26 protein-coding genes are annotated in these 26,611 nt (G+C 56.7%); 15 read left to right on the forward strand and 11 right to left on the reverse strand.

Translation table 11 applies throughout. The features are described 5' to 3' along the window. Nucleotides 1-44 precede the first annotated feature (44 nt). From QMZ18_RS22745 to QMZ18_RS22755, 3 genes are all read left to right on the forward strand, one after another. Nucleotides 45-1,031, forward strand: coding sequence for a TRAP transporter substrate-binding protein (locus QMZ18_RS22745; protein ID WP_282608656.1), 987 nt, complete (start codon nucleotides 45-47; stop codon nucleotides 1,029-1,031). Between the two features lie 61 nt (nucleotides 1,032-1,092). Beyond that, nucleotides 1,093-1,644, forward strand: coding sequence for a TRAP transporter small permease (locus tag QMZ18_RS22750; RefSeq protein WP_282608657.1), 552 nt, complete (start codon nucleotides 1,093-1,095; stop codon nucleotides 1,642-1,644). Continuing rightward, nucleotides 1,641-2,897 (forward strand): TRAP transporter large permease, encoded by a 1,257-nt coding sequence (locus QMZ18_RS22755; RefSeq protein ID WP_282608658.1) that lies wholly within the window; start codon nucleotides 1,641-1,643, stop codon nucleotides 2,895-2,897. The genes QMZ18_RS22750 and QMZ18_RS22755 overlap by 4 nt, the downstream gene beginning before the upstream one ends. A gap of 176 nt (nucleotides 2,898-3,073) precedes the next feature. Here QMZ18_RS22755 and QMZ18_RS22760 read toward each other — a convergent pair whose 3' ends face one another. Together QMZ18_RS22760 and QMZ18_RS22765 are read right to left on the reverse strand one after the other, a co-directional pair. Further along, nucleotides 3,074-3,841: a FadR/GntR family transcriptional regulator gene (locus tag QMZ18_RS22760; RefSeq protein ID WP_282608659.1), complete on the reverse strand. Its 768-nt coding sequence runs from the start codon at nucleotides 3,839-3,841 to the stop codon at nucleotides 3,074-3,076. Between the two features lie 177 nt (nucleotides 3,842-4,018). Continuing rightward, nucleotides 4,019-5,389, reverse strand: coding sequence for an NAD(P)-binding domain-containing protein (locus QMZ18_RS22765; protein ID WP_282608660.1), 1,371 nt, complete (start codon nucleotides 5,387-5,389; stop codon nucleotides 4,019-4,021). 311 nt (nucleotides 5,390-5,700) lie between these two features. Between QMZ18_RS22765 and QMZ18_RS22770 the strand changes: the two genes are divergently transcribed. The 6 genes from QMZ18_RS22770 to QMZ18_RS22795 all read left to right on the forward strand — a co-directional run bounded on the left by QMZ18_RS22770 (nucleotide 5,701) and on the right by QMZ18_RS22795 (nucleotide 11,026). Further along, nucleotides 5,701-7,005 (forward strand): ABC transporter substrate-binding protein, encoded by a 1,305-nt coding sequence (locus QMZ18_RS22770; RefSeq protein WP_282608661.1) that lies wholly within the window; start codon nucleotides 5,701-5,703, stop codon nucleotides 7,003-7,005. 77 nt (nucleotides 7,006-7,082) lie between these two features. After that, nucleotides 7,083-7,952 (forward strand): branched-chain amino acid ABC transporter permease, encoded by an 870-nt coding sequence (locus QMZ18_RS22775; protein ID WP_282608662.1) that lies wholly within the window; start codon nucleotides 7,083-7,085, stop codon nucleotides 7,950-7,952. Further along, entirely contained in the window at nucleotides 7,945-8,967 is a 1,023-nt protein-coding gene (locus tag QMZ18_RS22780) for a branched-chain amino acid ABC transporter permease (RefSeq protein WP_282608663.1), read from the forward strand. Before QMZ18_RS22775 ends, QMZ18_RS22780 begins: the two co-directional genes overlap by 8 nt. Then, nucleotides 8,964-9,731, forward strand: coding sequence for an ABC transporter ATP-binding protein (locus tag QMZ18_RS22785; RefSeq protein ID WP_282608664.1), 768 nt, complete (start codon nucleotides 8,964-8,966; stop codon nucleotides 9,729-9,731). The genes QMZ18_RS22780 and QMZ18_RS22785 overlap by 4 nt, the downstream gene beginning before the upstream one ends. 22 nt (nucleotides 9,732-9,753) lie before the next feature. Continuing rightward, nucleotides 9,754-10,458, forward strand: coding sequence for an ABC transporter ATP-binding protein (locus QMZ18_RS22790; RefSeq protein WP_322097270.1), 705 nt, complete (start codon nucleotides 9,754-9,756; stop codon nucleotides 10,456-10,458). Continuing rightward, nucleotides 10,424-11,026, forward strand: coding sequence for a hypothetical protein (locus tag QMZ18_RS22795; protein ID WP_282608665.1), 603 nt, complete (start codon nucleotides 10,424-10,426; stop codon nucleotides 11,024-11,026). The genes QMZ18_RS22790 and QMZ18_RS22795 overlap by 35 nt, the downstream gene beginning before the upstream one ends. A gap of 9 nt (nucleotides 11,027-11,035) precedes the next feature. Here the strand turns inward: QMZ18_RS22795 and QMZ18_RS22800 are convergent, their stop codons facing one another. The 6 genes from QMZ18_RS22800 to QMZ18_RS22825 all read right to left on the reverse strand — a co-directional run bounded on the left by QMZ18_RS22800 (nucleotide 11,036) and on the right by QMZ18_RS22825 (nucleotide 15,688). Next, on the reverse strand, nucleotides 11,036-12,070 hold the full coding sequence (locus QMZ18_RS22800) for an alpha/beta hydrolase (RefSeq protein WP_282608666.1): 1,035 nt from the start codon (nucleotides 12,068-12,070) through the stop codon (nucleotides 11,036-11,038). Between the two features lie 175 nt (nucleotides 12,071-12,245). Then, nucleotides 12,246-12,683: a GNAT family N-acetyltransferase gene (locus QMZ18_RS22805; RefSeq protein WP_282608667.1), complete on the reverse strand. Its 438-nt coding sequence runs from the start codon at nucleotides 12,681-12,683 to the stop codon at nucleotides 12,246-12,248. Nucleotides 12,684-12,735: 52 nt separating this feature from the next. Next, nucleotides 12,736-13,266: a GNAT family N-acetyltransferase gene (locus QMZ18_RS22810; RefSeq protein WP_282608668.1), complete on the reverse strand. Its 531-nt coding sequence runs from the start codon at nucleotides 13,264-13,266 to the stop codon at nucleotides 12,736-12,738. A gap of 77 nt (nucleotides 13,267-13,343) precedes the next feature. After that, nucleotides 13,344-14,468, reverse strand: coding sequence for an RNA ligase (locus QMZ18_RS22815; protein ID WP_282608669.1), 1,125 nt, complete (start codon nucleotides 14,466-14,468; stop codon nucleotides 13,344-13,346). 73 nt (nucleotides 14,469-14,541) lie between these two features. Further along, nucleotides 14,542-14,667: a hypothetical protein gene (locus QMZ18_RS22820; RefSeq protein WP_282608670.1), complete on the reverse strand. Its 126-nt coding sequence runs from the start codon at nucleotides 14,665-14,667 to the stop codon at nucleotides 14,542-14,544. Between the two features lie 145 nt (nucleotides 14,668-14,812). Further along, nucleotides 14,813-15,688 (reverse strand): LysR family transcriptional regulator, encoded by an 876-nt coding sequence (locus QMZ18_RS22825; RefSeq protein WP_282608671.1) that lies wholly within the window; start codon nucleotides 15,686-15,688, stop codon nucleotides 14,813-14,815. A 91-nt stretch (nucleotides 15,689-15,779) separates the two neighbouring features. Here QMZ18_RS22825 and QMZ18_RS22830 point away from each other — a divergent pair, with 91 nt between their 5' ends. Continuing rightward, on the forward strand, nucleotides 15,780-16,373 hold the full coding sequence (locus QMZ18_RS22830) for a LysE family translocator (protein WP_282608672.1): 594 nt from the start codon (nucleotides 15,780-15,782) through the stop codon (nucleotides 16,371-16,373). Nucleotides 16,374-16,390: 17 nt separating this feature from the next. Here the strand turns inward: QMZ18_RS22830 and QMZ18_RS22835 are convergent, their stop codons facing one another. The 3 genes from QMZ18_RS22835 to QMZ18_RS22845 form a co-directional block, all read right to left on the reverse strand. Beyond that, the gene (locus QMZ18_RS22835) at nucleotides 16,391-17,281 is read right to left on the reverse strand and encodes a LysR family transcriptional regulator (protein WP_282608673.1); all 891 of its coding nucleotides are present in this window, start codon (nucleotides 17,279-17,281) and stop codon (nucleotides 16,391-16,393) included. A 134-nt stretch (nucleotides 17,282-17,415) separates the two neighbouring features. Beyond that, nucleotides 17,416-19,482, reverse strand: coding sequence for an FAD-dependent oxidoreductase (locus tag QMZ18_RS22840; RefSeq protein ID WP_282608674.1), 2,067 nt, complete (start codon nucleotides 19,480-19,482; stop codon nucleotides 17,416-17,418). After that, the gene (locus QMZ18_RS22845) at nucleotides 19,479-20,123 is read right to left on the reverse strand and encodes a TetR family transcriptional regulator C-terminal domain-containing protein (RefSeq protein WP_282608675.1); all 645 of its coding nucleotides are present in this window, start codon (nucleotides 20,121-20,123) and stop codon (nucleotides 19,479-19,481) included. The genes QMZ18_RS22840 and QMZ18_RS22845 overlap by 4 nt, the downstream gene beginning before the upstream one ends. Before the next feature lie 269 nt (nucleotides 20,124-20,392). Between QMZ18_RS22845 and QMZ18_RS22850 the strand changes: the two genes are divergently transcribed. The 5 genes from QMZ18_RS22850 to guaD all read left to right on the forward strand — a co-directional run bounded on the left by QMZ18_RS22850 (nucleotide 20,393) and on the right by guaD (nucleotide 26,603). Further along, a complete protein-coding gene (locus tag QMZ18_RS22850; protein WP_282608676.1) occupies nucleotides 20,393-21,547 on the forward strand; it encodes a TauD/TfdA family dioxygenase in 1,155 nt (384 codons plus the stop codon). A gap of 66 nt (nucleotides 21,548-21,613) precedes the next feature. Further along, on the forward strand, nucleotides 21,614-22,453 hold the full coding sequence (locus QMZ18_RS22855; protein WP_282608677.1) for a transporter substrate-binding domain-containing protein: 840 nt from the start codon (nucleotides 21,614-21,616) through the stop codon (nucleotides 22,451-22,453). Between the two features lie 12 nt (nucleotides 22,454-22,465). Then, entirely contained in the window at nucleotides 22,466-23,431 is a 966-nt protein-coding gene (locus tag QMZ18_RS22860; protein WP_282608678.1) for an amino acid ABC transporter permease, read from the forward strand. A gap of 197 nt (nucleotides 23,432-23,628) precedes the next feature. After that, complete coding sequence (locus QMZ18_RS22865; RefSeq protein ID WP_282608679.1) at nucleotides 23,629-25,251, forward strand: ABC-F family ATP-binding cassette domain-containing protein; 1,623 nt, start codon at nucleotides 23,629-23,631, stop codon at nucleotides 25,249-25,251. A gap of 32 nt (nucleotides 25,252-25,283) precedes the next feature. Continuing rightward, nucleotides 25,284-26,603: a guanine deaminase gene (gene guaD / locus QMZ18_RS22870; protein ID WP_282608680.1), complete on the forward strand. Its 1,320-nt coding sequence runs from the start codon at nucleotides 25,284-25,286 to the stop codon at nucleotides 26,601-26,603. Nucleotides 26,604-26,611: the final 8 nt, after the last annotated feature.

Consider the following 26,611-nt stretch of genomic DNA (forward strand, 5'->3'; position numbering starts at 1 on the left):
AAGCGACCCAAACCGGGCAATCAAACCAAAAAGGGAGAAATCAAATGAAACGTCGCACTTTTTTGAAGGCCACATCGTTGGCGGCAGCGGCTCTTGCCGCACCGGGCATTGTCAGGGCGGGCGCGGAAAAAAAGCTCCGTATCGGGACCATCACGCCGGGCAGCCACTTCTGGACGCAGACCATGGATCGGGTGGGGGTGTCTCTGGCAGAGAAAAGCGGAGGCAAGTTTGAAACCCAGGTGTTCCCATCGGGTCAGGTGGGCAACGAAGCGACTATGATCCAGCAGATCCAGTCCGGTGGCCTGGACATGGGGTTCCTGACAGTGGCGGAATTCTCTAACCGTCTGGACGATATGGCGGCGCTGTTTACACCTTATCTGGTGCCCGATGTGAGCCAGGCGTCCAGGTTGCTGACCGGTCCGACAGCGACCGGAATGCTTGAGCAGTATTCTTCATTGGGAATGAAGGGGCTCGGGTTTGGGCTGGGCGGTATGCGGCACTTGATCTCACGCGAGGCAGGCCTGACTTCGGCTGACCTCGCCGGGCGCAAATACCGCATCACACCTTTCGCACCGCTGCGCGATTTCTACGAGCTGATGGATGTCGCTCCGACGCCTGTGCCATTGCCGGGCCTGTTCGATGCATTGGCAAACGGTCAGGTCGATGGCGCGGACATCGATCTGGAGCTGGCCTGGAAACTCAAACTTTACGATCAGGCTCCAAACCTTACGATCACCAGTCAGATGATGTTCCCGGTGGTTGCGGTGGTGTCAGGCCGCTACTGGGCCGCCCTGAGCGATTCCGAAAAGCAAATGCTGTCGGAATCGGTGGCTGAACAGATTGATTGGCTGTTTGCCCAATATGTTGAGTTTGAGCCGAAATGGCTGAATGACCTCAAAGGAACCGGGATCAATGTGGCTGAAGCCGCGCCGGACTTCTTTGGTGATACCGTCACCAAATGGAATGGCATATGGGAAGCCAAGGCACCGTCCATCGCGGCACTGCGCGCGGAAGCAAAAGAACTGACATAGGTATCCTGACCGCCCCCTCTATTTTGGGGGCGGTCAACCCAAGAACAGGTAGGGCCGCGGTATGAACTTGATTTTGAGGTCATCCGACTGGATTGCCAGAATTGAAGCGGCGCTGCTGAAACTACTGGTGGCGGCTGTGCTGATGCTGATGGTTCTGAATGTCGTCAGCCGCGCGGTGAACTGGTCCCTGTACTGGGCGGACGAGCTGGCCATCAATCTCATGGTCGTCTTCGCCTTTGTCGGCTCCAGTCTGATGTTTGCGCAAAGACGTAATTTTGCAGTGACTCTGTTGTCGGATGCGGTTTCCGGGGCGACCCGCCGCCGGATGTCAATCGCGGTCCAATGCATCAATCTTGGCTTTGCCTTGTTTCTGGCCTATGCCTGCTGGGTCTGGTTCGATCCGGCGACACTGGCGCAGAGTGGTTTCGATCTGAAGCTGTTTTTTGAGAAAACGTTTAACAGTGTCTATCAGGAAGTGACCAACACGATAGGCGTGCGCCGATTGTGGTTCTTCCTGGTGATGCCGCTCTTTGCGTTCACTTTGATCATACATAGCGCGGCCTGCCTTCTGCGGGATGTCTGCAATGTTCCAGCGACCGGAGCCGCGCCATGATCACGGCTCTCGTCTTTGTCGGCTTGCTGTTTATTGGCGCCCCCATCGGTATCGTTCTTGCGGCCTCTGCGACCGTCTATCTGCTGGACACAGGCAACACCGCGTTGATCGGGTCCTACGCGCTTCAGTTACAGTCCGGCATCGGCAAGTATGGGCTGTTGGCGATCCCGCTTTTCATGATGGTCGGCGAGATGATGAACGGGGGCGGCATCACGATCCGGCTGATTGGTATGGCGCGTGCCGTCGTTGGCACGATGAAGGGCGGGTTGGTCTATGTGAACATACTTGCCAACATGATGATGGCCTCAATTCTGGGATCGGCCACGGCGCAGATTTCGATCATGTCCAAAGTCATGGTCCCGGAGATGGAACGCGCCGGGTACCGGAAGACCTTTGCGGTCGCGACGACAACGTCGGCCGGGTTGCTTTCTCCGATCATCCCGCCTTCGATGATGTTTGTCGTGTACGGCGTATTGGCCCAGATCTCGATTGGAGACCTGTTTATCGCGGGCATCGTGCCGGGCCTGATGATGGCCGCCGGCTTTATGGTCGTGATCTTTGTGATCGGCCTGTTCAATCCCTTCCCCGTTGCGCCGCCGCTGACCCGGCAGGAGCGGGTCGGCCTGCTGCGTGACGGTGTATTAACCCTGGTTATTCCTGCGTCGATCATCGGGAGTATCTTACTGGGCATCGCAACACCGACTGAATCGGCAGCCATCGCCGCCGTCATGGCCTACCTGATTGGCAAATTCGTCACACGCGAGCTTTCGGATCGGGACATTCCGAAGATGCTGCTGACCGCCGGATCAAACGCGGCCCTTGTCCTCTTCATGGTAGCCACGGCGAATGTGTTCAGCTGGGTTTTGATCTATGGGCAGATACCGCAGAGCCTGGCCGAGTGGGTCGTGACCGTGGCCGAGCATCCAATCCTGTTCCTGCTTCTTGTGAACCTGATCATGTTGGCCGTGGGTATGATTATTGATGGCATTCCGGCCCTCATCATGGTCGTGCCCATCATTCTACCGGTTGCGATGTCTGTCTATGGAATTGATCCTTATCACCTCGGCGTCATCCTCTGCCTGAACCTGACGCTCGGGCTGGTAACCCCACCCGTCGGTGTCGCCCTCTACGTGGCTGCAACTGTGTCCGACGTGAAAGCCGGCGCGATTTTCAAATCCGCTTTGCCTTTTGTCGCGGTTGCCGGATTAGTCGTGGTATTGCTCAGCGTTTTCCCCGGGATGGTCTTTCGCTGAGAACAGTCAAGTCCGCTGTAGGATCATTGCACTCGTTCGGATTTGAAGCAGCATCAGTCGAAGTGGGCTCGAACCAGCCGTTCGATGCTCCTTCAACGACAGGCCGCAAAAGGTGCCGCTGACCAGTTGTAGAACGTACTATTCTACTACGATCCGAAATGACCCTAATTGCCTCCTTAAGCGCTGCTGACAAGATCCTGATGAAAATCGGCCAGCAGCAGCTTTAAGTGCTCGACCGCCGACTCGATATCCCGGTTCTCGATCGCCTGACAGAGCGAGCGGTTGTGCAGTTGATGCTGCTTGATGCGAAGAGGAGAGAGGTTGCGTCGGCGGCTGACCGCCCAAGCGGCAGTGCTGCTGACCTGCAGAATGATCCGATGCATCGCGATCAACAGGGGGTTGCGTGAGCCTTCCGCTAAGAGTGATCGGATTTCATCGTCGATTTTCGAGAACTTTTCGCCGTCCACCGTCACCTGTTCCAGGCGAATCTGTATCTGCTTCATGCGTTCAACGTCGCGTGAGGTCATGTTGAGAACCGCGAGGCGGGCGATTTCGGGCTCGATGATGGAGCGTACGACGCCCAGTTCCAACGGACTGGTGATTTCAGCGATCTCTGCCAGGTTCAACAGGTTTTCGCTTGGCTGTTCGATGGGTTCCGGCTGTTGGGGGCTGCGGGCCTGGCGCAGGCGCACGACGGCGCCACTGCCGGGCCGGCGCTCAATGACGCCATAGCGTTCCAGCAATTCCAGGGCTTGACGCACCGTCGCGCGGGACACGCCGCTCTGCTCGGCAAAACTCCGTTCCGCCGGCAACCGAGTGCCGTAGTCATAGGTCCCGTTAATGATTTCGGCAAAAATATCGTCTGCCAATTTCTTCGTGGCACGGGTGACCGGTTTATCAATCTTATCGTCGGCCTCCCAAGGGGGGCTGGTTAACAGGTTCATTCACTTTCCGATTCAGCATTGGCCCACTGCTCAAACTTGATCGCTTCGATTCAGGGTCGAGCACGCTCAAGATGCGCAGGCGGATTGGCCATTACTTAGTACAGAAAAATACCTTTGACCAGTTTCCGCCTGCACCTCGGGAGGACCTTGGTTTCGGAAATTCAAAGCCTTTCGTGATTAGGCCTGAGCCTCCTTCTTATCGTTCGGAGCATAGAGATAGCTCTCCAGCGAATCGTCCAGGGCTTCCAACCAAGGCGTGTGATGTGTTGGCGACATGGTGCCGGTCATAAGTGAGCGGTAGGCCTGATTGCGAAAACCCATGATGTTCTCTTCCTTATGGTGCTCCCACTCCATAAAGGTCTTGTTCACGCCGTCGACATCGAAGCTGGGGTAATCGGTGGCGTCGATCAAATCCTGTACGTAGTCGCCTTGGAAGTAGATCTGATCCTCCGGCCCGCCCAATGCATCCTCGCGTTCGCACCAGGGCTGGTTTTCCTGCTGCATTTCCGCTTTGGAGGCAGGCAGCGTGATGCGACCCAATATAATGTCCCGGGCGTACCAGGCCTGGGCGTCGAACATATTGAAGGTGTAGAACTGGTCCTGCATGCCCAGGTACATCAATTTCGGATTATCCTCCCAGCAGATGCCCTTGTAGAGATTGCGCGTCCACATCCGGTTGGCGGTTTCCAAACGAAGGCCGTCTGGCAGGAAGGGGAAGTGGTGCAAATATCCTGTGCAGAGGATGATGGCGTCCACTTCCTTGGTGGTGCCGTCCTTGAAGGTCGCCGTCTTGTTCTCGACCTTGGTTAGCAGCGGGACTTCCTGCCAATTGTCCGGCCAATGGAAACCCATCGGTCCTGTGCGATGGCTTACGGTGATCGACTTCGCGCCGTACTTGTAACATTGGGAACCGATGTCCTCGGCCGAGTAGCTGGTGCCGATGAGGAGAAGATCCTTGTCCTTGAATTCAAGCGCATCGCGGAAGTCGTGGGCGTGTAGAATACGCCCATTGAAGTCGCGGAAGCCCTCGAACTGAGGCACATTGGGTGTTGAGAAGTGACCGGATGCAACGATCACGTAGTCGAAGACTTCATCGTAGATGTGACTGTTCGGCAGATCGTGGGCCGTCACTGTGAACTTTCCGCTCGTCTCATCGTATTCGACGTGGCGTACGGGCGTACTGAAACGAATCCAATCCCTGACACCGGCTTTTTCGACCCGACCTTTTATGTAGTCCCAAAGGACGGCGCGGGGCGGGTAGGAGGCAATCGGCCGGCCGAAGTGTTCTTCGAAACTATAGTCGGCAAATTCCAGGCATTCCTTTGGGCCGTTGGACCAGAGATAGCGGTACATGCTGCAATGAACCGGTTCGCCGTGTTCATCCAGACCTGTCCGCCAGGTATAGTTCCACAGCCCGCCCCAATCGGATTGCTTTTCGAAACAGACCACTTCGGGAATCTCAGCGCCCTTGCTGGCGGCCGATTGAAAAGCGCGTAATTGCGCCAGCCCCGAAGGGCCGGCTCCGATGACGGCGACACGTGTTGTCATGTTCGTCTCCCTGGATTGTTGATTGCCTCTTTGACCTTGATTCAGCTTACTTTTTGCTTCGAAAAAGATGTGAACCAAATTATACCAAATATTACCAATTTGTTCACAATAGGCCATTTTAAGTCCATTATCCAGACCAAATGACCCAATCCTGTTAACATTTGGTCTATTTTTGATTGAAACCTGACCTCCTTGTTGCTATCGTCCATGAAAATCGCCGTCAAATTGGTACATGAATGGTCCATTTTGGTCGAGCTGGAGCGGGCGATATTCCTGCCCGACTCTCAATCAAAACAGGGGAGGGAGATTCAATGATCAGCAAGCTCTTGAGTGGAATGGTAAGCCGTCGTCGGTTGCTTGGGACCGCCGCTTCAGTCGCCGGTGCAGGCGCACTAGGCAGTCTTTTGCCCGTCCGGGCCTTTGCCGCCGACAAGGTGGTCAAAATCGGATTTCTTGCGCCACTGACCGGCGAAGTCGCGGCCTGGGGCAAACCTGGCCTCGATGGCTGCCAGATTTGGGCAGAGTGGGTCAACGCGGCAGGCGGTCTAACGATCGGCGGCGAGGCGCACCAAGTTGAGTTCGTCGCCTACGACAACGAATACGACCCCGGAAAAGCCCGGGCAGGGGCGACCAAGCTGATCAAGGAAGACGGTGTCAAGTTTATCATGATGCTGGGCGGTGATACCTGGCCCGGCGTTCAGAAGGTCGCCGAGCGCGAGGGTATGCTGTTTTCAACGTTGCTGCCGTCTGATCTTTCACCGGATTCCAGCACGCTGCTGGCCCCGGCCGAGGTCCACCCGATTTACAACGTCACCGGTGTCGAATGGCTCGCGGAAAACAAGCCCGATCTCAAGACCGCAGTGATGTGCGCGCAGGACGATGCGCTTGGATTGCCGTCCGTCGCAACTTATCTGGCTGCCTTCGAAGCCGCCGGAATCGAGATGCTGGACGATCCTCTGCTGTTCGATCCGGCCACCACCGACTTTGCGCCGGTTGTCACAAAACTGCTCGCCAAAAACCCTGCCATCGTTTCCCTCGACACCTGCTATTCAGACTACGTGCATCCAATTTGCGAGCAGCTGTTTCAGCAAGGCTATAAAGGCCAGATCATCTCCTGCACTGCCGATTTCTACGAGAAGATCGTCGAGAAGACCTCGAAGGAATTTATGGAAGGCTTCATTTTCCAGTTCCCGGACTTTGATGATCCTGCGCTGAACGGCGAGCAGATCAACTTCCAACGGCCCAACGAATTCTATGCCGAGTACAATAAACGCCATCCGGGTGAGTGGGGCGCGGTTTCATGGGAATACGCTTCGATCATGGATCTTTGGAAGGCCGGTGCCGAAAAGGCCGGTTCGGTCGAGCCTGACGCCGTGTTGGCGGCCATGAAAGATGGCGGTTCCGGCAAGCACGCCTTTGGTGACGCCAGCTGGTGGGGCGAAGATCTTTTCGGGATCGATAATGCGCTGGTCGGTGACTGGCCGGTTGTTGTCATTGAAAACGGCAAGGCCGTGATCAAGGGCTTCAAGTCGATCCCTGCATGGTACGACAAGCACGGCAAACTGTTGGTCAAGCACATGGAAGCGCTCGATCAGATGCACTATCAGCGCGGTTGATCTTCCCGGTTCTGAATAAAGGGGCCCGGTTTGCGCCGGGTCCGTCCTTTCACCCATAGAATCCGGGTTGATCCTTTATGCTGGAACTGCTTGCGCAGACCGCCCTCAACGCCACTTATGCTGCCAGCTACATTGCACTTGTTGCCGTCGGTCTGGTGTTGATCTTCGGCGTCATGGGCGTGGTCAACTTTGCCCACGGCGAACTCTATATGCTCGGAGCCTACGCCGTCGTCGCGCTTTACGCTGATGCCGGTTTCCCCTTTTTCCTGGCCGCCGCCGTCGGACTGATTTTCGTGGGTATTGTCGGAATCGGTATGGAACGTACTTTGTTCCGCCCTTTGCGGGACAATCCCCTGGGTGGCCTGGTGGCCTCAATCGGTTTTCTGCTGATCCTACAGTCGTTGGCGTCCGTCTGGTTCGGTGTGCGCATGGAACATATTCCACCCTCGACCCAGCAGATCCTGCGGTTTTCCGATAGCGTCAGCCTGCCGGTTCAACGGCTCTATGTGATCGTCGGTGCTGTCATCCTCCTGACCGCGCTGTGGCTTTTCCTCAAACGCTCGCGTTTCGGTTGGGCGCTGCGGGCCAGTGCACAGGATCCCGAAGCTGCAGCTTTGCAGGGCATTTCCATCAACCAGACAGCCCGCATCGCCATGTTTATCGGCGCCGGGTTGGCGGGGGTTGCCGGTGCCCTGACGGCACCCCTGGTGCGCACTTTTCCCTACATGGGACACTCAGTCATAGTGACTGCCTTTATCGTTATCATTGTCGGTGGCGTGGGCAGTCTGGAAGGGGCCGTCCTGGCGGCTGTGATCTACGCTTTTGTCCATACCTTCGTGACTACCTTCTTCGATGGTGTAATCGCCGATATTGTCGGCCTGTCGCTGATGCTGCTGGTGCTGATCGTAAAGCCAACAGGTATGTTCGGGACTGCGGACCGTGCCTGAGGAACGCCGCAATAGCCACTCATTGGCCTGGCTAGCCGTGCTTTATGCAGGTCTGATCGCGTTGCCTTACGCGCTCAGTTATTCGCAACAGGAAATCCTGGTCTTTACCACCATCAATGTCCTGCTGGTGATGAGCTACCGCCTTCTAACCCTCACCGGCGAGTGGTCGCTCGGGCATGTTGTCATCATGGGCTGCGGCGCCTATGCCAGCGCCTTGGCGTCCAAGGCACTCGGTTTGCCTGTTCCGCTGTCCATGCTGATCGGCGGCGTTATTGCCGGCCTGATTGCCTGGGCGCTCAGCTATCCGCTGTTTCGCATGAAAGGTTTTTATTTCCTGATCGGGTCTTTTGCCGCCGGCGAGATCATCCGCCTACTGTGGAAACGCTTCCGAGATCCCTTCGGCGGGCCGAAAGGCATCAAACGTATTCCGGACCTTGGCACCATTGAGATTGGCGGCTTCACGATCGATTTTTACGAGCCCGTGACCTATTACTACGTCGCACTGGCAGTTGTATCGGTATCGCTTTTCATCTTATGGCGGATCGAGCGCTCGCCCATCGGCCTGACATTTCACGCAGTCCACTGGCAGGACAAATTGGCAGAATCCGTGGGCGTCGATACACGGCGTTATCGTATCCAGGCCTTTGTCATTGCGTCGTTCTTCGCGGGGATTTCGGGTGCGCTCCTGGCTCACTATGTCGGCACGATCAATCCCAACCGCTTTAATGTCGAGGAGATGGTCTATGTCCTGACCTGGGCCATCGTCGGCGGCACCGCCACTTTCTACGGACCGATCCTGGGTGCGGTTGCCCTCATTGTGATCAACGACATTCTTTTGCGCGAGCTGGGTTTCGACCAGCTCAGACCCATGTTCTACGGTTTGATCCTCATCTGTTCCGTCCTTTTTCTGCCCAAGGGCCTGGAGAGTTTGGTGCCTCGAATCTCTAGGCTCGTTCGGCGAGGCAATCACAATCCAAGCCCGCCGAAGGTCCAACCGCAGGAGGGCGCGGAATGACGTTGTTGCTCGATGTGCGTGCCGCGACCATGCGCTTCGGCGGACTGACTGCCGTGGACAATCTGAGCTTTTCGGTCGAAGCCGGTTCGATCCATGGGTTGATCGGGCCGAATGGTGCGGGCAAGACCACCAGCTTCAACCTGATCAGCGGCTTCTATACTCCAACGTCTGGCGAAATCATCTATCGGGGCGAAAACATCGCTGGAATCGGTACCCACCGCACAGCGGCCAAAGGGCTGGTCCGGACCTTTCAGCATTCGACACTGTTCCAGGAATTCACCCTGCTGGAAAATGCCGTGGTCGGCTGTCACCTCAACCTGCGGCCAAGCCTTGCCGGGGCGATATTTGGGAATGATCGCCGACGCCGGCGCGCAGCCCGGGAGCGGGCGGAGGAAGTTCTTGAATTTTTTGGCCTGGCTGAACGACGGCATGAACTGGCCTCTGAGCTTGCTCACGGGCACCAGCGCGCCCTTGGTATGGCAGTGGCCATGGCGGCAAACCCGACCCTGATGCTTCTGGACGAACCCTTTACCGGCATGAACCCTGAAGAAACCAAGCGCATGATGGAACTGACCTTCAAACTGCGCGACAGCGGGGTCACGATCCTGATCGTGGAGCATGACATGCATGCCATCATGGGACTGTGCGACAGGATCACGGTTATGTCGTTTGGGCGCCTGCTCGCCGAGGGCGTACCGCAGGAGATTCGCGAGAACCCTAAGGTAATCGAGGCTTACCTGGGAGGAGGCGCCCATGCAGCCTGATCCTCTGTCGTCCGAATCTGCCCTGCTTCAAATCGTCGGCGCTTCGGTCAACTACAATAAGGTTTCCGCCGTCCGGAACCTGAACATGAAAATTCCGCACGGTGGCATCGTGACCATTATCGGTGCCAACGGTGCAGGTAAAACCACGACCCTGCGCGCGATTTCCGGCCTCTCGAAGCTCTCCGGCGGCGAAATCCGGTTCGATGGCGGCCGGATCGATAACCTGAACCCGGAACAGGTCGTTGCCAGGGGTATCGCACATGTGCCCGAGGGACGGCGGGTCTTCCCCGATATGACGGTCGAAGAGAACCTGCGCACCGGCGCCTTCCTGCGTCGGGACCAGGAGGCGATCGAGAGTGACCTATCCGCAGTCTTTGGTCGCTTTCCTCGTCTGGAAGAACGGCGAAGCCAATTGGCCAAGACAATGTCCGGCGGCGAACAGCAAATGCTGGCCATCGGCCGTGCCCTGATGGCGAAACCGCGCCTGCTTTTGCTTGACGAACCCTCTATGGGACTCGCGCCCGTGATCGTCGAGGAGATGGGGCGTATCGTCGTGGAGATCAGCCGCGAAGGTGTGCCGGTGGTTCTGGTCGAACAGAACGCCGAACTGGCGTTGGGTCTGGCAGACTATGCCTATGTTTTGGAAACTGGCAATCTGGTGCTGGAAGGACCGGCAAAGGAGTTGCACGAAAATGACCATGTCCGCAGAGCCTACCTCGGTCTCTGAACCGAACCCGGAGCTTGCCGCTGCTTTAGCCGCTGGCTGGCGGCGGTGTGATCTGGAATGGGAGCAGTTGCAGGAGGCCGGTAACGCCGCTTTGCTCAACGGTGAAGATGCACGGGCGGTAAGCCTCTTCCTAAAAGCCTACCGCCTGGCCTTTTTCCGCTTTCGCCGCGGCGATCCGCGTTATGCCACCAGTCTCGCCAATGCCGGTTTGGCCGCTCGGATGCGAGGTAGAAAAGGGCAGGCTGATCGCCGCTATGACAAGGCTATGATGCTCTGGGGGCAGGTGCCAAACCAGATCGGCCAACTCCAGATCAAGCCCCGCGCCCGCAGCTCGCTTTTTCACCTGCGCATGGAAGCACGCCATTGGGAGACCTACCGCGCCAACATGGAAGCGCGCTTGGGCGGATTTGTCGGCGAGACCAGCGAATGCCTGCAGGCCATTGCCCAGGGCGATAAGCCACTTCACCGTCTCTACGCCCGCTGGCGCGGCGAGCAGCCGTCGGTCTTCGACGATACCCGGAAATTGCTGGCTGCTGCGCTGTTGCTTGCGGCTCCCACTGCTGTTTAGGCCGCGCGCCTATTCGAATGCCCAGTAGATACCGTTCGGTGACCTTAGGGACAGTAGGCCCGGTCGTTGAGCGGCGCCTTCGCCGGTTTGTATCAATTGTGCGATATCGGATAGGACCGAATGGGTTTCGGCGAAGTATGAGTGGCCGTAGAAGCTTGTATCTACATTCGTCGCGTCGATGGTTTCGACGCCGGGGACAACGACGAGGCCGTCACCCGCGTCACCAGCGCGGGGATAGCCGTTGATTTCCTGTGAAGCGATCAGAGCGATATCCTCCGATGACGAGTAGAGGGTCGTCGACTGCTGCGCCTCTGCGAACACAGGCGCGATATCGCGCTTGAAGATATCCGCATCGATGTCCGGCGCTGTGAGGATCAGTTCGCCGATGCGCGCCTTTGCATCTGGGCTTTCGGTGATGAGCGAGGCCACGGCGCGGGTTACCGCACGGCTGCCCATGCTGTGGGCGACAATATGGACGCGCTGTGCGTCCGAGCGTGCTAGAACATCGGTGAAAAAACCTTTTAGATTGGTCTCGCTCCACGCGATGTTCGACTCATCGATCGTATAGCCCTTGACGGTGGCTTGAGATGGCCAGCTATAAAAAACCGGCGCGCCGTCAAAGCCGAGATCGTAGGACATCTGCGCGGTTCGTCTGGCCGCATCTTCGAAGCTCACGTTGTAACCGTGAATGAAAACGAAGGCTTGTTTCGTCGAACTGTTTCGGACGTGGTTCGAGAGTTCGGAAAAGAACGCGTCTTTTGACCGCACAACGGCGTTGACCAATACGACGTGCTGGGTAGGATCCTCATTAAATTCGAACCGCAGCAGTGATGGCGATTCCAACGCGCCGATCTTATGACGGCGCGGAATGCTCACGAAACAGGTCCCGTATTTGACGTCCGACCGGTCCGTGCCGAAGCGTTCACCCGGATGCACATTGGCTTGCATGGTTCGATCGGTAGCAAAGAATACGCGAACACCCCGCACATCGTCCTGAACATTGGTCGGCACCACTTGGCATGCCGTCATGTGCAATGCGACCACGACAACCGCAATCCTTCGCGCGACTCTTGCAACTACAATTGAGAAATTGCTTTGGCGTGTCACGTCATGCGGCCCAATAGATAACTGGTGCTCAAGGTAGTCTCCCAGAAACATTGTGAAATGCAAGAAAGTGACCCTATTTACAGGGTCGATTCGGGCGATTTTGTGCCGTGGGTCAATCTGGCGCCCATTCGTAATAGATATCCCACTCCTTCCGCTCCTGTTCTATGAAGTCGTGGCGCAGGTAAAATGCATTTGCTCTGCTTTCCTTGAGTGCTCCCAGCCGAAGCGGTTTTTTACGCTCACGGGCTATATTCTTCACAATTTCGATGATCTGGCTGCCTGCGCCGAGACCGTGCTGTTCCACGGCAACATAGAGATGGTCGAGCCAGAGGTAGTCATCACGGTCCCGCAGCACATAGAACCCGATGAGGACGGAGTCAGACAGGACCCGGAAGGTTGATCGCGGGTCGAAACTGTTGAGGAAGCGAGTCCTTGCCCGTTCGGGTTCAAACCTGCCGAGCGCCTCAAGACTCTCGCGCATTGCCGCGACCCGGAGCGCGGCAAGCGTTTCTCCGTCCTCGTCCGTCGTCGGGACGACTCTTAGCTCCATGCCTTAAATCCATCTTAAAATCGATCGGAAGTACCGCTCGTTATAGATTCCGTCACAGCTCTTTGTCCGAGGCAAGTATCGCGTAAAGGTATGAACTGCGCCAATGTCCGCGCAGGAATTTATCGTCTCGCAGAAGACCTTCCCGCGTCATGCCGGCACGCTCCATGAGGCGCCATGAGGGGGCGTTGTCGATATTGCAGGTTGCCCAAATTCGGTGAAGTTGTAGTTCTTCGAAACCGAACCTGATTAGGCGTTGCACGGCCTCAGTCATGTAGCCTCTGCCTTGATATTCGGAATCGAGGGCATAGCCCAGATCGCCGTGACGGTGATTTTGGTCCCGAACTTCGATACGCACTGTACCGACGATAAAACCCACTTCCTTCGGCTCCAGGGCTAAGACGTGGCGGCCATCGTGCCGCTGCTTTTCCAACTCTTTCTGCAGAAAAACTGCGACGCTTTCCGGCGTCTGTTCCTCGATCGGGTTGTAGCGATAGAACTTCGGCCGCGTTGCGTAGCGCTGCATCTGCGGCAGATCGCTTTCCTTTAGCGGTCGCAGCTCAAGCCGTTCCGTTGTCAATTTCATCGACCGTGCCCTTATAGAAATGACAGCGCTTCGGGGGAAGCAGGTCGAAGACACAACTTCCCCCAAAGCACCAGCGCTCACCCCGGCTCGATTTCCAGATCGATGCCGTCCCACGCCATGTCGAAGAGATCACGGATCGATTCCATCCGAGCATCTGAACGGCTTGCCCAGGTCAACACACGCCGGACGGCCTTACGGCAGTCCTTACCATCGAGCATGGCGAAGAGCGCGCCATGCAGCCGCTGGTCGAGCTTCTCGCGGGCGGCGAACGCAATCTCTTTGCGGGGCAGTGACTCATGCTGCTCTGCAAAGTCGTTCACACGCGCGACATGCAGCTCCAAGGCCTCGAAGACCTGGTTCCGGTAGGTCGCAACACGCTCGGCGATGTCGTCAGCCAGCAGGGGCAGGACATCGTCAATCGCGTCCTTCGCGATCCACTCGAGCAGATTACGCTCCTTCGAAACGCCAGCCAGTGCCTTATGCCGCAGAACATAGGCATCGGCCTTCAGCTTGATCCGGTGCCCATTCTCGAAAGCAACGACGTAGCCCTCGACATCCGTCAGGCCACGCCCCTTCGCCATGAAGGCGACGGCATCCTCGACACTTCCGAACTGTTCGACCAACGGCACGCCATAACGTGTAGCGAAATCCATCAGTTCAGTGTGTCCCAGGTAAGCTCCGCTGATTGTCTCACGGACCGCAATCAGGGTCAGCTTCGTCTCGCTGTAAGCCAGGACGACCCGGTTCTCCGGCGAAGTAAACTCGAACACCGGCGTCATCCCGGCCGTCAGCAGATCACGGCTAAGCTTCAGAATCGCCGCATCGGCATGCGAAAGCGCTGCCTTGGCGTGCCGGCTTTCTCCCAAGCGGGTCATGAAAGTTAGCCGATCGCCCAGAAAACAGGGGTGAATCATGGATCCGTCGAGCTTATCGAGGACAACGTGCGGAATGGACCATTCGATTTCCGACACGCTTTGGCGCTCTCCGATATTGAAGAACTTATGCAGAGGGCGGGCCAGGATTCGGCCGTTGGGCGCAAACTTTAACCCCCGGCACTCCTGCGCCATGGGCGTGGGAAAAGTGGCTTCGGTGGTGAAGACATAGTCAATGATCCGGAGACCCGGACGCTCAGTGACGACGATTCCGACATCCTGCGGGATGTGGGGTAGAACGTCGTCGATGTGCTCAATGCGTACCTGCATGACAAACTCCTGATACAAAAAAAGCCGCTTCTAAAGGGAAGCGGCTTCGAACGGCTGTGCGTGAGATGAGGATCTACATCAAACTCGACTCGCGCAGGCGCTCGGCCGCGTGCCGGTAGCACAGGCCTGAATCAAAGCCTTTCGCCACCACGGACATACGTCGGGTGGGTTCGAGCGCGATATGTAAGTTCGTGGTCATTGTTGATTTCATCCTCAGGCGCCTTTTCCCTCATTTGGAGAAAAGGGTCAAGAGAAAATCTATTTGAGAGCTGCGCCGGTGTTCCTGAAAGGACTGGATTTCTCTGATATAGAAGTAAGAAAACTTCAGTAAAAACGTAATAAAATCAATTTTTTGTAAGATATTCTACCAAAGCTTTCGTATTGTTGTTCGCGGCGACATTGTCAGGCCAGACTGCATAGAGGGGCATGGGGTCTACAGACCAGTCGGGAAGAACAGCAATGAGAGCTCCTGCGGCGATTTCCCGGTCGACGAGGTAGTCAGGCGGCGTAGCCAACCCTAAGCCCTGCAGGCAGAGCTGCGTCATGGCTTCGGCACTGTCGACACAGATGCTGCCGTTCTGACGCACCTGAACCGGTGGCCGTCCGGGTTTTCGTAGCGTCCTGAAACCGGGCATCATCTCGAGCCTGATCCAATTCCAGGTTTCCAGATCCTGTGGCCGCTTGGGGGACGTTCTGCCGTTGATGTATGCGGGTGTGCAGACAAGCCGGCGCTGGATCTGTCCGATGCGTCTGGTCTTGAGGGAACTGTCTTCCATCTGTCCCGCGCGCACAGCCAAATCAATGCCGCCGGCGATAAGGTCCTGCCTGATATCTGAGTAGGAGATGTTCAGCACGACCTTTGGATGAAGCTTGTGAAAGGCTGCGATTTGCTCGTTGAGCGGAGAGCGCATCAACGCAGACGTCGCCGCAATGGTCAGCTTACCGCGGAGCTCATTGCCGTTCGAGAAAATCTCCGACAGACCCTGTTCGGCAGAGGTCAGCATATTGAGGGCGTGCCCGTAGAGGCGCTGACCTTCATGCGTTAGGGAAAGCTTGCGGGTCGATCGATAGATCAGCGCCGTGCCGACGCTTTTTTCAAGTTCTGACACGTGATAGCTGACCACGGAGGGTGACAGTTTAAGCTTCTTTGCGGCGCCGCGAAACGACCCTTGCCGGATTGATTCGGCAAATATCGCAATGGCACGCAGGTCATCAATCATTATAGCAATCAATCGAATAATGAATATCAATTAATCAAGATAGTCCTGAGGCGGAGGCATGGCTAGTCTGATCCTCCAATTAGGAGGCATCATGTCGAGTATCTTGGCTATGTGTATATTTTCGCTGTCCATGTCGATTTCACCTGGACCGGTCAATCTGATCACTTTGTCGACAGGCGCCAATCATGGCCTAAGAAGCGCTATGCCCTTTGTCGCCGGTGCAACGATCGGCTTTACCCTGCTACTTTTTCTGATTGGATTGGGTCTGGGCGGCATCGCTGCCGAACACGGGTTGTTCCTGGATATCCTGGCTTTTGGCGGCGCTGGGTTGATCTGCTACATGGGTTTCAAGATTGCGTCGTCAGATCCGGAAATCGAGATTCGCATCGAGACAGTTCCGAGCTTTTCGCAGGGCTTCCTTCTGCAGTGGCTCAATCCCAAAGCCTGGGCGGCCTGCATCGCTGGAGTGTCGGCATTTGACCTTGTCGGCGCCCCTTCCAGACTGGCGCTGTTCGTGTCACTTTATTTTGCCATCTGCTATCTCGGGATCGGTAGTTGGGCCGTTATCGGCGAAAAGATCCATCTTGTCTTTAAGACCGCAAGGAGTTTGAAGCGCTTCAACATTGCCATGGGGGGTGGACTAGTCCTTGTGGCACTGTATTTGCTCTTTCAACGTCTGGCCTGATCCACTTCACGTCGTCCTCAGGAGGGTTTTGGAATCAGGCGCCCGTGGACGTGCTCGGTGAGAAAATCGAGGACAGCGCGGATGCGTGGGATCTTAGTCAGGTCACGATGGGTCAAGAGCCAAAGGTCGAGTGCGAGGTCGAAGTCGTCTATCAGAATCTGCCGCACGTTTGTCGCGCTGGAAATCATGTAGACGGGCAGAGCGACAATGCCCAAACCGGCTTCGACTGCCGAGAGCTCAACCATGATGTTGTCACAGGTGAAGGAAACCCGCGCGCCTTCGCTTTTCTGGCGCAGCCATGCCGTCTGCGGAAAATTGTTCATCTGGCGAACGGATTCGATAATGTTGTGGCTGGAAAGATCTTCAATGCTTTTGGGTTCGCCATGGCGCGCCAGGTATTCGGGCGAGGCATAGAGGCCGAACCGGACCTGACCGAGGCAGCGGCCGACCAGGTCCTGCGAACGCGGATCACCGACCCGCAACGCGATATCGGCTTCACCATTGATGATATCGACGGCGTGGTAACCGATTATCAAATCTAGATCGATCTCAGGATGTTCGGCGTGGAAATTACCGAGCAGGTTCGATAGCCAGAAGTAACCGATATCCTCAGTCGTCGACAAAACCACACGGCCGATGGGCGATTTATCAATATAGCTGACCTTGCGCTCGATCCACAGGGACTCGCCGTTGATGACCTTGACCCGATCGCGTACCAATTCGCCCAATTCGGTGAGAAGATAGCCGTTCCGACTGCGTTGGAACAGTTTCGCGTTCAACCGCTTTTCCAGCTCGGCGATACGCCGGCCGACGGTTGGCTGCGTGGTTTCCAGTTTTCGAGCAGCGCCCGAAACACTGCCTTCCTCGGCCACCGCCAGGAAAAATCGGTAATCGTCCCAATTCGTCATGATACCGAACCGTTCCTCATCTTCTGATTCGATTCACTCTTGGGTAGCATAATCGTACGCTGACGTATAACGCTTATACGAATTTCATTTAAGAGCGTTGCGCTTCATGGGGCGCAGATTGATTTGAAGCAGCTTTACCCCAGAGCCGCCATTTCCCGCCTGAAGAGAGCGGCATCCCACGCTTCGCCCAGAAAATTGCGTGCGGCCAGGTGTCCCTGATACACCGCGTTGGCAATGGTTCCGGGCGCGAGGCAGTCACCGACAGGCTGCAGTGTCTCAATTCCGGCGGTTGCCATTGCTTCGCTCTGCGCGGCTAGGGATTGCTGCAGACCTTGATTGGCATTACGCGCAGTGACCAAAACCAAGGCATCGGCGCTGATTTCTTCTCGCCGGCCCGTGTGCATGCAGGCCAGTTCCAAACCGCTATCCGAAACTTTCGTGATGTTTCGGCGAACCGTCAGTGCGACGTTTTTCTCCAACAGGCGCGTTATGATCTTGTCCTGCTCGAGTGTGAAGTCGCTCCAGGCGGAGACACTCAGGGCCGGCGTCACGAGAGTGACCTCACAGCCAGACTCGGCAAGTCGCTCCGCGATTACACCGCCAAGGTAATAGTGGTCGTCATCAAACACCGCAACTCGCCCCGATGTGGGATGTTTTCCCGCCAAGACATCATCGGGTGTAAGGACCGGCAATTTGTCGAGCCCCGGGATCGGTCGATGATTCGCCCGGCCCGTTCCATCGCGCCGCCAACTTGATCCGGTTGCAAGGAAGATGTGAGGAAAACCGAAGTCCAGGATCGCGTGTGCGTCGAGCGGGCTTTCCAGGTAGATTTCGGCATCGGCCATGGTCCGCAGCAGGCCCTCGCGGTATTCCTTGACCCGTGCGTAGCTGGCGAGGCCGGGCAGCCGGCTTTCCAGCAGTGAACGTCCACCGAGCGCAGACGTTGCTTCCGCCAGCGTCACCTTGTGGCCGCGCTTGGTCAATTGAAGCGCGCATTCCAGACCCGCTGGACCGCCACCCACAACCAGTACCGGCGCGTCGGAGGCCCTGGCTGCGATCTTCTCCGGATGCCAGCCACGGCGCCATTCTTCGCCCATAGTTGGATTCTGGGTGCAGCGGATGGGAACATTCAGATTGTCGCCACTGACGCAGATGTTGCAGCCGATGCATTCACGAATGGCTTCGATGCGGTCTTCGCGGATCTTTGCAGGCAGGAAGGGGTCGGCGATTGAGGGGCGTGCAGCTCCGATCAAGTCGAGCACACCGCGGCGGATCTGTGAGACCATGGCGTCGGGCGACGTGAAGCGGCCGACACCGACGACCGGTTTGCTGGTCATGGATTTAACGAAGGCGGTGTAACTCTCCTGATAGCCTTCGTTCGGCTCAAAGCGGGCTGTGGCGGAATCATTTGACCAGCCACTGACGTTGACATCCCAAAGGTCGGGCAGTTCGGCCAGCAGGCCCACGATGTCCTGGGCCTCCCCGTCAATGGACAGGCCGTTTGCGCCCATGAGTTCATCCACGGCAAAGCGAAAGGCCACGCCGCAGCTATCGCCAACAGCATCTTTGATCTCGGAAATAACTTCGCGTGTCAGGCGGACCCGGTTTTCCAACGAGCCGCCGTATTCGTCGCTACGCTGGTTGTAACGTGGCTGCATAAAGTGCATCAACGTCGACATGCTGTGTCCTGCGTAGGCATACACGATGTCATAGCCGGCGTTCTTGGCGCGCAGCGCCGCGTCGCGGTGCCAGCGGCGTAAGTTTCTGATGTCGGCAAGGTCCATGGCCCGCGCCTGGACTGGATCGCTGGAATCGACGGGTGTTGCAGAGGGAGCCATTGGTGGCAGGCGGCTGATGCGGTTCGGCGCATGAAGACCGTTGTGAACCAGCTCTATCCCCGCCAGTGCTCCATGCTCGTGCACGGCGTCTGTCATCAGCCGATGGGATGGAATATCGAGATCGTCCCAGATTCGCCCTTCGACAGCCGGTGAGATCTCGGCTGTCGGATGGATTTCGACCTCTTCAGTACAGACGACACCCCAGCCGCCCTCGGCTTTGATGCCGCGCATCGCCGCCAGCCCTTTTGGCCGCAGGTGGCCAAAGCCGTTGCAGTGCGGCACCTGATAAAAGCGATTGGGTGCGGTGACGGGACCGATTTGCACCGGTTCAAAGAGGATGTCGTAGGGTGGTTTTGTGGTCATGCTGTTTCGGCCTCTTCAGGTTTTAGCACGGCTTCAACAGCCTTGATGCCGATCGAAACCAGATCGTTTTCGGCGAACATGTCGCCGGCCAGACAGCCTTCCAGCCAGAGACCATCAATGACAGCATTGACGGCAATGGCGTATTTCGCGAGCTCGGCCTTGGTGGCGGATTTGCCTTCATCGTTGAAGACCGAAGCGATCAGCCTTTCAACTTCGTTTCGGAAAGCGAGATAACTTTCCTTGTGGATGGCCGCCATAGCCGGATCCACGTGGATCAGGCTGATAAAAGTGGCCCAGAGAGAAAGGGTTCTTGCATCAACGACGGGAGGACTCAGGCTGGCCTCGACGAAGAGGGCCAGACGCTGGCGCGGGTTGGCGTGTTCGTATGACGCCGTCTGTTCAGCCAGAAATTTTACTTGTCCGGTCATGCGGTTCATGGTTTCGCCGTAGGCAGCATGTACCAACTCGTCTTTACCCGGAAAATAATAGCGGATCAGGCCTGCGGTCACGCCCGCGCGCAATGCAATCTGACGCACTGTGGCACCCTGCAGGCCGTTTTCGGCGATGCAGTCCAGCGTCGCGTTGATCAAGTCCTGGCGTCGAGCGCCTTCCGGGGCGTGATGAAAACTACGTCGGGCCATGAACGCCTTTCAGATATGCCAAAACCGCGAAGGTCGAGCGGAGCTGCAGGTTTTCTCTTGTCACAAAGCGCTCACAGTCCAAAGCGCAGGAAACGGTACTAAACTAGGACAGATAGAGGCGCCTGAGAACAAGGGTTTCAGGTTTTCGTTCAAATTATACAGTTGCATAAATAGCCGGTAAATGCGGTAGTATGAAGTGTGAAAACGACAAGCTGTTTTCGCGGCGTCCATTTAATGCGGCGCTGCCGTAGGTGTTGGAGGAGTCGTATATGCCGCAACTGGCTGAAGTGCGGGTGGCCGATGTAGAGCTCAAGGACGAAGGGCTCTCGCTGCGATGGATAGGGGGGCAGGAGACGATTTTCCCCTGGTTCTGGCTGCGCGATCACGGCCAGGATGAGGCCAGTTTAGACCCTGACACGCTGCAGAGACGCGTTGATACCTTTGCTATTGCGAACGATATTCGTGGGACGGCAAGCAAGCTGTTGGAAGAAGGCGCCGCCATCGAAGTTGCCTGGCAGAACGGCAGTTCCCCAAGCCGCTATTCTTGCGGTTTTCTCGCCAGCATGGCGGGGCTCGTTCCTGCCGATGCGGATCCGGCACCGGCAGTGCCACGCCGCTTGTGGTCAATGGCTGAGCCGTTTGAGCGGCCTGCTGTTTTCGCACACGACGCGGTCCTGAATACGAAAAGTGGTCTGCGCGGTTGTCTGGAGCAGGTCTATTCGACGGGATTTACCGTCGTTGAAGGCGTCCCGACCGACGACGACTCCATCGCACGTTTCCTGACCCGCATCGGCTATGTCCGCCAAACGATTTTTGGGGGTCTCTGGACCCTGTCCGCCGAGGTCGATGACCACGACGATACGGCATACAGCACGCAGTATCTTGAGCCACATACGGATGGGACCTACAGCCACGATGCGCCGGGACTTCAGTCCTTCGTCTGTCGGGAGTTTGATGGCAGGGGTGGAGAGTCAATTTTGGTCGACGGTTTCGCGCTTGCCGAGACGATGCGCCGGGAAGCTCCGGACTACTTCCAAACATTGAGCGAAGTGACGGTTCCCGGGCGATATATTGAACCGGGGGTCCATTTGCGGGCGGAACGGCCCGCGATCCTGAGCGATGCCGACGGCGAATTGCGGCAAATCAGCTTCAACAATTATGACCGGGCACCCTTTACACTGCCGCCGGACCGGATGTCCGCTTTCTATGCAGCCTATCGGGATTTCCATGCGCGTGTTATCGAAAAGGCGAACTGGCAGACGATCCCATTGCGGCCGGGTATGGCATTGATTTTTGATAATTGGCGTCTGTTACATGGACGAATGGGGTATAGTGGTAAGCGGACGTTCTGTGGCTGTTATCACAACCACGAAGACTTTGAGAGTGCGCTGCGCACCGTGATTGGCTCATCGACCGGAGAGTGATCGGCAAGCAGCGTTTGTCAACAGCGGCAGTACAAATAGCCGCGTCAACTGCAGGGAAAAGAGAGAATGAAACAGCTTTTTAGTATGGGTGCCGCGGTTTTGCTGGCAGCGACGGCGATGACCCCCTGGTCCCCGACCGCGATGGCTGGCGAGACGCTGGACCGGGTGATGAGCAGCAAAACACTCACCCTGTCGTCGGATCCTGAATATCCACCGCAGTCGTTCCTGAACGATCAAAACGAGATGGATGGGTTCGACGTTGGTGTGGCTAGAGAAATTGCCAAGCGCATGGGCGCAGAGCTGAAGATCGTCACGCCGGCATGGGAAATCATCACTGCAGGCAATTGGGGCGGCCGCTGGGATATTTCCGTGGGCTCCATGACGCCAACCACGGCGCGGGCAAAGGTGCTGGATTTCCCCGCTGTTTATTACTACACGCCGGCTGCTTTTGCGGTTCACAAAGATTCATCTGCAGCATCAAGCGCAGACCTAAACGGAATGAAGTTCGGCGTTTGTGGCGGCTGCACCTACGAAGCCTATCTGAATAAGGACCTGGTGATCGATGCCGAGGGAACACCGCCATTTGGCTACGATGTGACTGCAGGCAGTATTCGAACCTACGAGACCGATATCAACGTCCTGGATGATCTGCGCCTCGGGGATGGCGCGCGTCTCGATGCGATGTTGAGTGCGCGTCCGACCATCGACGAGGCCATCAAGAATGGCTATCCGGTAAAAGTTGTCGGTGATGCAGCCTTCTACGAACCTCTTTCGGTCGCTGTAGACAAGGGTGATCCCGAATTCTCTGCCAAGGTTGCGGAGATTGTGAAGAAGATGCATGAGGACGGCACGCTGACCGCCTTGTCCATCAAGTGGTACGGTACCGACTTCACGACCGCTAAATAGTCGGCTCGTAACGTGCCCTCCAACGATGCTGGGGCGCCGGGCGGTGTGGAACTTTCCGCGCTCCGGCGCCCCGCGCTTATCTTCGCCGTTTCAACGATCGTCCTTGCGGTAGCGAATGTAGGAGGCGGTTTTTTCGGTGAACTGGTTGCGCCCGCGGCAGAAGCGGGTTGGCATATCCGCATTGCCGCGGCGTTGGTTCTCTCGCTCATCATTGTCGCAAATGTGGAAGGCTTACGTTACTTGCCGTTCAAATGGCAGGTGGGGATCGTATGGTTCGAGCTGCTGTTCCTTGCGCTGGCGTTTTTCAATTCCTTCGGACTCAGCTATGAGTTTATTTGGTCTCGTTTGCCGTTTCTGATCACACAGGGCGCCTTTACGACCATTTACATTTCAGCGGCCGCGATCGTGATTTCCTTTATGATTGCGCTCGTCGGTGCCTTGGCCAAACTGTCGAACAGCGGCGTTGGTTACGGTATTTCGACTTTCTATATTTCGTTCTTTCGCGGCACGCCGCTGCTGCTCCAGGTGTACTTGATTTATCTCGGTCTGCCACAGATGGGCTTCATCGTCGATGCGGTTCCGGCAGGCATTGCCGCTTTATCGCTATGCTACGGCGCCTATATGGCAGAGATTTTTCGTGCGGGTATCGAAGCGATTCCCAAAGGACAGAGTGAAGCCGGGCGCGCACTGGGACTCCGCAACAGCGTGATCATGCGCAAGATTATTCTGCCTCAGGCCATCAAGATCGTCATTCCACCGACCGGTAACCAGTTCATTGCCATGCTTAAGGATTCTTCCCTGGTCTCGGTCATGGGGGTTTGGGAGCTGATGTTTCTGGCGCGCACGCAAGGGCGTTCGGAATTCAAGCATCTTGAAATGCTGATTACTGCGGCGGTTGTCTATTGGGTGATCTCGATGATCTTTGAGGTTGTCCAGTCGCGTATCGAGCGTCACTACGGCAAGAGCAGCCTGCGCTAAGACAGAGAGTGTCTGGTCAGGCCGCTCTTGAAGCTTTGACCGCGTGAAGTTATATCTGTCGTATCAAGAACTTGATCTCCCATAGATCAGGTTGAAACTAAAGCGAAACGGGAACATGAAACAGGCGCTTTCCATCTAAGACATCGCCGTTTGCGCAACAAGCGTGGACAGACGTGGACAATGATGGGAGCCCAGTTATGGCCCGCTCTCCTGCGGCGATTGCCGCGCGTTCGATCTCTTTTCATTTTGACGACGGCCGGTTTCTTTTCGAGAATCTGGATATCGCACTTGGCCCACAGCTTTGCGGATTGGTTGGTCGCAACGGCGTAGGCAAATCAGTGTTGGCCCAGATTCTGGCAGGCCGCAGGCCGCCAAGCGACGGTCGGGTCGTGCGGCGCGCTTCGGTCGGCTATCTGCCTCAAAATGCTGCTGACCGCATACATGGAACCCAGGCAGAGGCACTTGGTGTATCCACTCGACTGGAGGCCCTGGACCGGATTGAAAAGGGCGGCAGCGACCCCGCGGACTTCGAACTGATCGGCGAAGATTGGTCGTTGAGAGAGGATCTTGACTTGGCTCTCGAAGCTGTTGGTTTGCCACCGGTTTTATCGGAGCCGGTAGAAAGTTTCAGCGGAGGAGAACGAACGCGCCTGGCTATTCTGGCGCTCGAAATCGGTCGTCCCGATTTTTTGATTCTCGACGAACCGACCAATCATCTTGATCGGGATGGGCGCCGTTGGTTGATCGAACGATTGGAACAATGGAGAGATGGCGCTCTGATCGTGACGCATGATCGAGGACTGCTGGACGCCGTAGACCGGATCCTGGAGTTGACCGGTCTTGGCTTGGCGACGTATGGCGGCAACTACAGCCTCTACCGCACTCGAAAAGATACGGAATTGACCGCCGCACAGCAAACGCTTGCCTCCGCGGAGGCGGTGCAGCTCAAGGAGCGGCGTGCAGTGCAGGCGAGAAAAGAGCGGCAGGCACGGCGGGATGCCTACGGGCGAAAGCAACGCGGGGACGGGAGCCAGGATAAAATGATCCTTGATGCTGCAAAGGCCCGCGCCGAAGCATCGACATCCAGACTGTCTCGGATAGCGGCAAACCGGAAAGACAACGCATTGGCCGCAACGCAGGAGGCGCGTGCGGTGGTCGAACGCATAGATCCCTTAAGTATTTTCACACCGCCGTCGGCACCTGCACAGGGTGTCCTTGCCGCGTTACGCGATGTCGCCATGCCCTATGGAGGTAAGGCGCTCCGGCAGGGTGTGTCGTTTCAGGTTGCCGCCGGAGACCGGATTGCGTTGGTCGGGTCCAATGGATCAGGTAAATCGACGCTCCTGCGCCTCATTGAGAATACGACACAGCCGAGCCGCGGTGAGGTGAGGCTGCGCGCCAATCGATGCGTTCTACTCGATCAGCATCTAGGCATACTGGATGATACTGTTTCTCCGTTAGAAAATCTGACACGTCATTTACCGGAACTACGGGAAACGCAGGCACGTACGCGACTTGCTCAACTGAGGATGAGAGGGGACAGGGTCTTGCTTCCTACTGCCGATCTAAGCGGTGGAGAGCGCTTAAAGGTCGCTCTCGCAATTGTCTTCGGCGCCACCACTGCGCCTCCGTTATTGCTACTTGACGAACCTGACAATCACCTGGATTTCGGCTCGCTCGACGTATTGGAACAGGCCTTGAGGGGCTATGTTGGTGCTTTGGTCGTTGTGTCCCATTCCCAAGCCTTTCTGGAGGCGGTAAGAATAGAGCGGTACATTGATCTGGATGTGCCGACTGCATTGTGCCAGCCAAAGGCTTAGATACGTGAAATCGGCCCCGTCGGGAGAAAACGATGGACCAAAGCAATAGACTCGCGATCCGAGGGCAGGTGCTGCAGTTCACCGGAGACCCCTTTCAAGTTGGAACAGACTCCGCCCTTCGGTTCTGGTCGGATGGTCTGGTGATCATAGAGGCCGGCGTTATTCAGGAGGTCGGTGAGGCGCCCGCGTTGTTGGCTCGTCTGGAGCCGAGTGTTGAGCGCCACGATTATCCCGGCAGGCTGATCATGGCGGGCTTCGTCGACACCCATGTGCATTATCCGCAGATGGAAGTCATTGCCTCTTATGGAGCGCAACTAATCGAGTGGCTGAACGAATATACTTTTCCGGCAGAAGGCAAATTCCACGATCGGGATTATGCCCGCAAGGCTGCTCAACTCTTTCTTGACGAAAGCCTGCGCAACGGCATCACCACCTCGGCTGTTTACTGCACGGTCCATCCGGAATCGGTCGATGCCTTTTTTGAGGTTTGCGCGCCTTATGATCTGCGGGTCATTGCAGGCAAGGTGATGATGGACCGCAATGCGCCGGATTTTCTGACGGATACCGCTCAGTCGGCCTACGACGATTCGAAGTCGCTTATTGAGCGCTGGCACGGCAAAGGCAGAGCGCTCTACGGCTTGACCCCGCGCTTCGCACCTACAAGCACAGAGGCCCAACTGGAAGCGGCGGGTGCACTGTGGCAGGAGACCGGTGGCGTCTATATGCAGACTCATGTGTCGGAAAACCGCCAGGAGTTGGCCTGGGTTGCGGAACTTTTTCCGGATTGCGACGACTATTTAGGGGTATACGAGAAGTATGGCTTGCTCGGGCCGCGGAGCATATTGGGTCACGGCATCTATCTGTCCGAGCGCGAGAAAGCAGTCATTGCCGAGACCGGTAGTGCCATTGCGCACTGTCCGACCTCAAATCTTTTTATTGGCAGTGGCCTGTTTGATCTGAGGGCCTCGCAAGAGCACACAGAACCGCTGCGGGTTGGACTGGCTACGGATGTGGGCGGGGGCACCAGTTTTTCCATCTTCGGGACTATGCGTGCCGCCTACGAGATTGCGCAGCTCCAGTCCTTCAGTCTCCACCCGGTCCAAGCCTATTACCTGGCAACCTGGGGCAGCGCGAGGTCGCTGTATCTGGATGATAAAATCGGGAATCTGGTCCCTGGTCTCGAAGCCGATCTTACGGTGGTCGATTTGAATTCGACGCCTTTGATTGCGCAGCGGATGAAGCATGCCAAGGATTTGGAGGAGGCCTTGTTCATCCAAATGATCCTGGCAGACGATCGTGCCATCGAGGCAACCTATGCCGCTGGCCGAAGAGTCTACCAGCGTGAATCATGAGAGTCCTG

The organism is Pelagibius sp. Alg239-R121 (genome assembly GCF_947331435.1).
Taxonomy (GTDB): Bacteria; Pseudomonadota; Alphaproteobacteria; order Kiloniellales; family Kiloniellaceae; genus Denitrobaculum.

What these genes read in the sequence shown, in the direction of transcription:
- QMZ18_RS22770 (WP_282608661.1), top strand. Translation starts at nt 5,701, where the DNA reads ATGATCAGCAAGCTCTTGAGTGGAATGGTAAGCCGTCGTCGGTTGCTT.
- QMZ18_RS22850 (WP_282608676.1), top strand. Translation starts at nt 20,393, where the DNA reads ATGCCGCAACTGGCTGAAGTGCGGGTGGCCGATGTAGAGCTCAAGGAC.
- QMZ18_RS22775 (WP_282608662.1), top strand. Translation starts at nt 7,083, where the DNA reads ATGCTGGAACTGCTTGCGCAGACCGCCCTCAACGCCACTTATGCTGCC.
- QMZ18_RS22795 (WP_282608665.1), top strand. Translation starts at nt 10,424, where the DNA reads ATGACCATGTCCGCAGAGCCTACCTCGGTCTCTGAACCGAACCCGGAG.
- QMZ18_RS22855 (WP_282608677.1), top strand. Translation starts at nt 21,614, where the DNA reads ATGAAACAGCTTTTTAGTATGGGTGCCGCGGTTTTGCTGGCAGCGACG.
- QMZ18_RS22840 (WP_282608674.1), bottom strand. Translation starts at nt 19,482, where the DNA reads ATGACCACAAAACCACCCTACGACATCCTCTTTGAACCGGTGCAAATC.
- QMZ18_RS22750 (WP_282608657.1), top strand. Translation starts at nt 1,093, where the DNA reads ATGAACTTGATTTTGAGGTCATCCGACTGGATTGCCAGAATTGAAGCG.
- QMZ18_RS22820 (WP_282608670.1), bottom strand. Translation starts at nt 14,667, where the DNA reads ATGACCACGAACTTACATATCGCGCTCGAACCCACCCGACGTATGTCC.
- QMZ18_RS22785 (WP_282608664.1), top strand. Translation starts at nt 8,964, where the DNA reads ATGACGTTGTTGCTCGATGTGCGTGCCGCGACCATGCGCTTCGGCGGA.
- QMZ18_RS22865 (WP_282608679.1), top strand. Translation starts at nt 23,629, where the DNA reads ATGGCCCGCTCTCCTGCGGCGATTGCCGCGCGTTCGATCTCTTTTCAT.
- QMZ18_RS22830 (WP_282608672.1), top strand. Translation starts at nt 15,780, where the DNA reads ATGTCGAGTATCTTGGCTATGTGTATATTTTCGCTGTCCATGTCGATT.
- QMZ18_RS22810 (WP_282608668.1), bottom strand. Translation starts at nt 13,266, where the DNA reads ATGAAATTGACAACGGAACGGCTTGAGCTGCGACCGCTAAAGGAAAGC.
- QMZ18_RS22765 (WP_282608660.1), bottom strand. Translation starts at nt 5,389, where the DNA reads ATGACAACACGTGTCGCCGTCATCGGAGCCGGCCCTTCGGGGCTGGCG.
- QMZ18_RS22760 (WP_282608659.1), bottom strand. Translation starts at nt 3,841, where the DNA reads ATGAACCTGTTAACCAGCCCCCCTTGGGAGGCCGACGATAAGATTGAT.
- QMZ18_RS22805 (WP_282608667.1), bottom strand. Translation starts at nt 12,683, where the DNA reads ATGGAGCTAAGAGTCGTCCCGACGACGGACGAGGACGGAGAAACGCTT.
- QMZ18_RS22745 (WP_282608656.1), top strand. Translation starts at nt 45, where the DNA reads ATGAAACGTCGCACTTTTTTGAAGGCCACATCGTTGGCGGCAGCGGCT.
- QMZ18_RS22845 (WP_282608675.1), bottom strand. Translation starts at nt 20,123, where the DNA reads ATGGCCCGACGTAGTTTTCATCACGCCCCGGAAGGCGCTCGACGCCAG.
- QMZ18_RS22815 (WP_282608669.1), bottom strand. Translation starts at nt 14,468, where the DNA reads ATGCAGGTACGCATTGAGCACATCGACGACGTTCTACCCCACATCCCG.
- QMZ18_RS22825 (WP_282608671.1), bottom strand. Translation starts at nt 15,688, where the DNA reads ATGATTGATGACCTGCGTGCCATTGCGATATTTGCCGAATCAATCCGG.
- QMZ18_RS22755 (WP_282608658.1), top strand. Translation starts at nt 1,641, where the DNA reads ATGATCACGGCTCTCGTCTTTGTCGGCTTGCTGTTTATTGGCGCCCCC.
- guaD (WP_282608680.1), top strand. Translation starts at nt 25,284, where the DNA reads ATGGACCAAAGCAATAGACTCGCGATCCGAGGGCAGGTGCTGCAGTTC.
- QMZ18_RS22835 (WP_282608673.1), bottom strand. Translation starts at nt 17,281, where the DNA reads ATGACGAATTGGGACGATTACCGATTTTTCCTGGCGGTGGCCGAGGAA.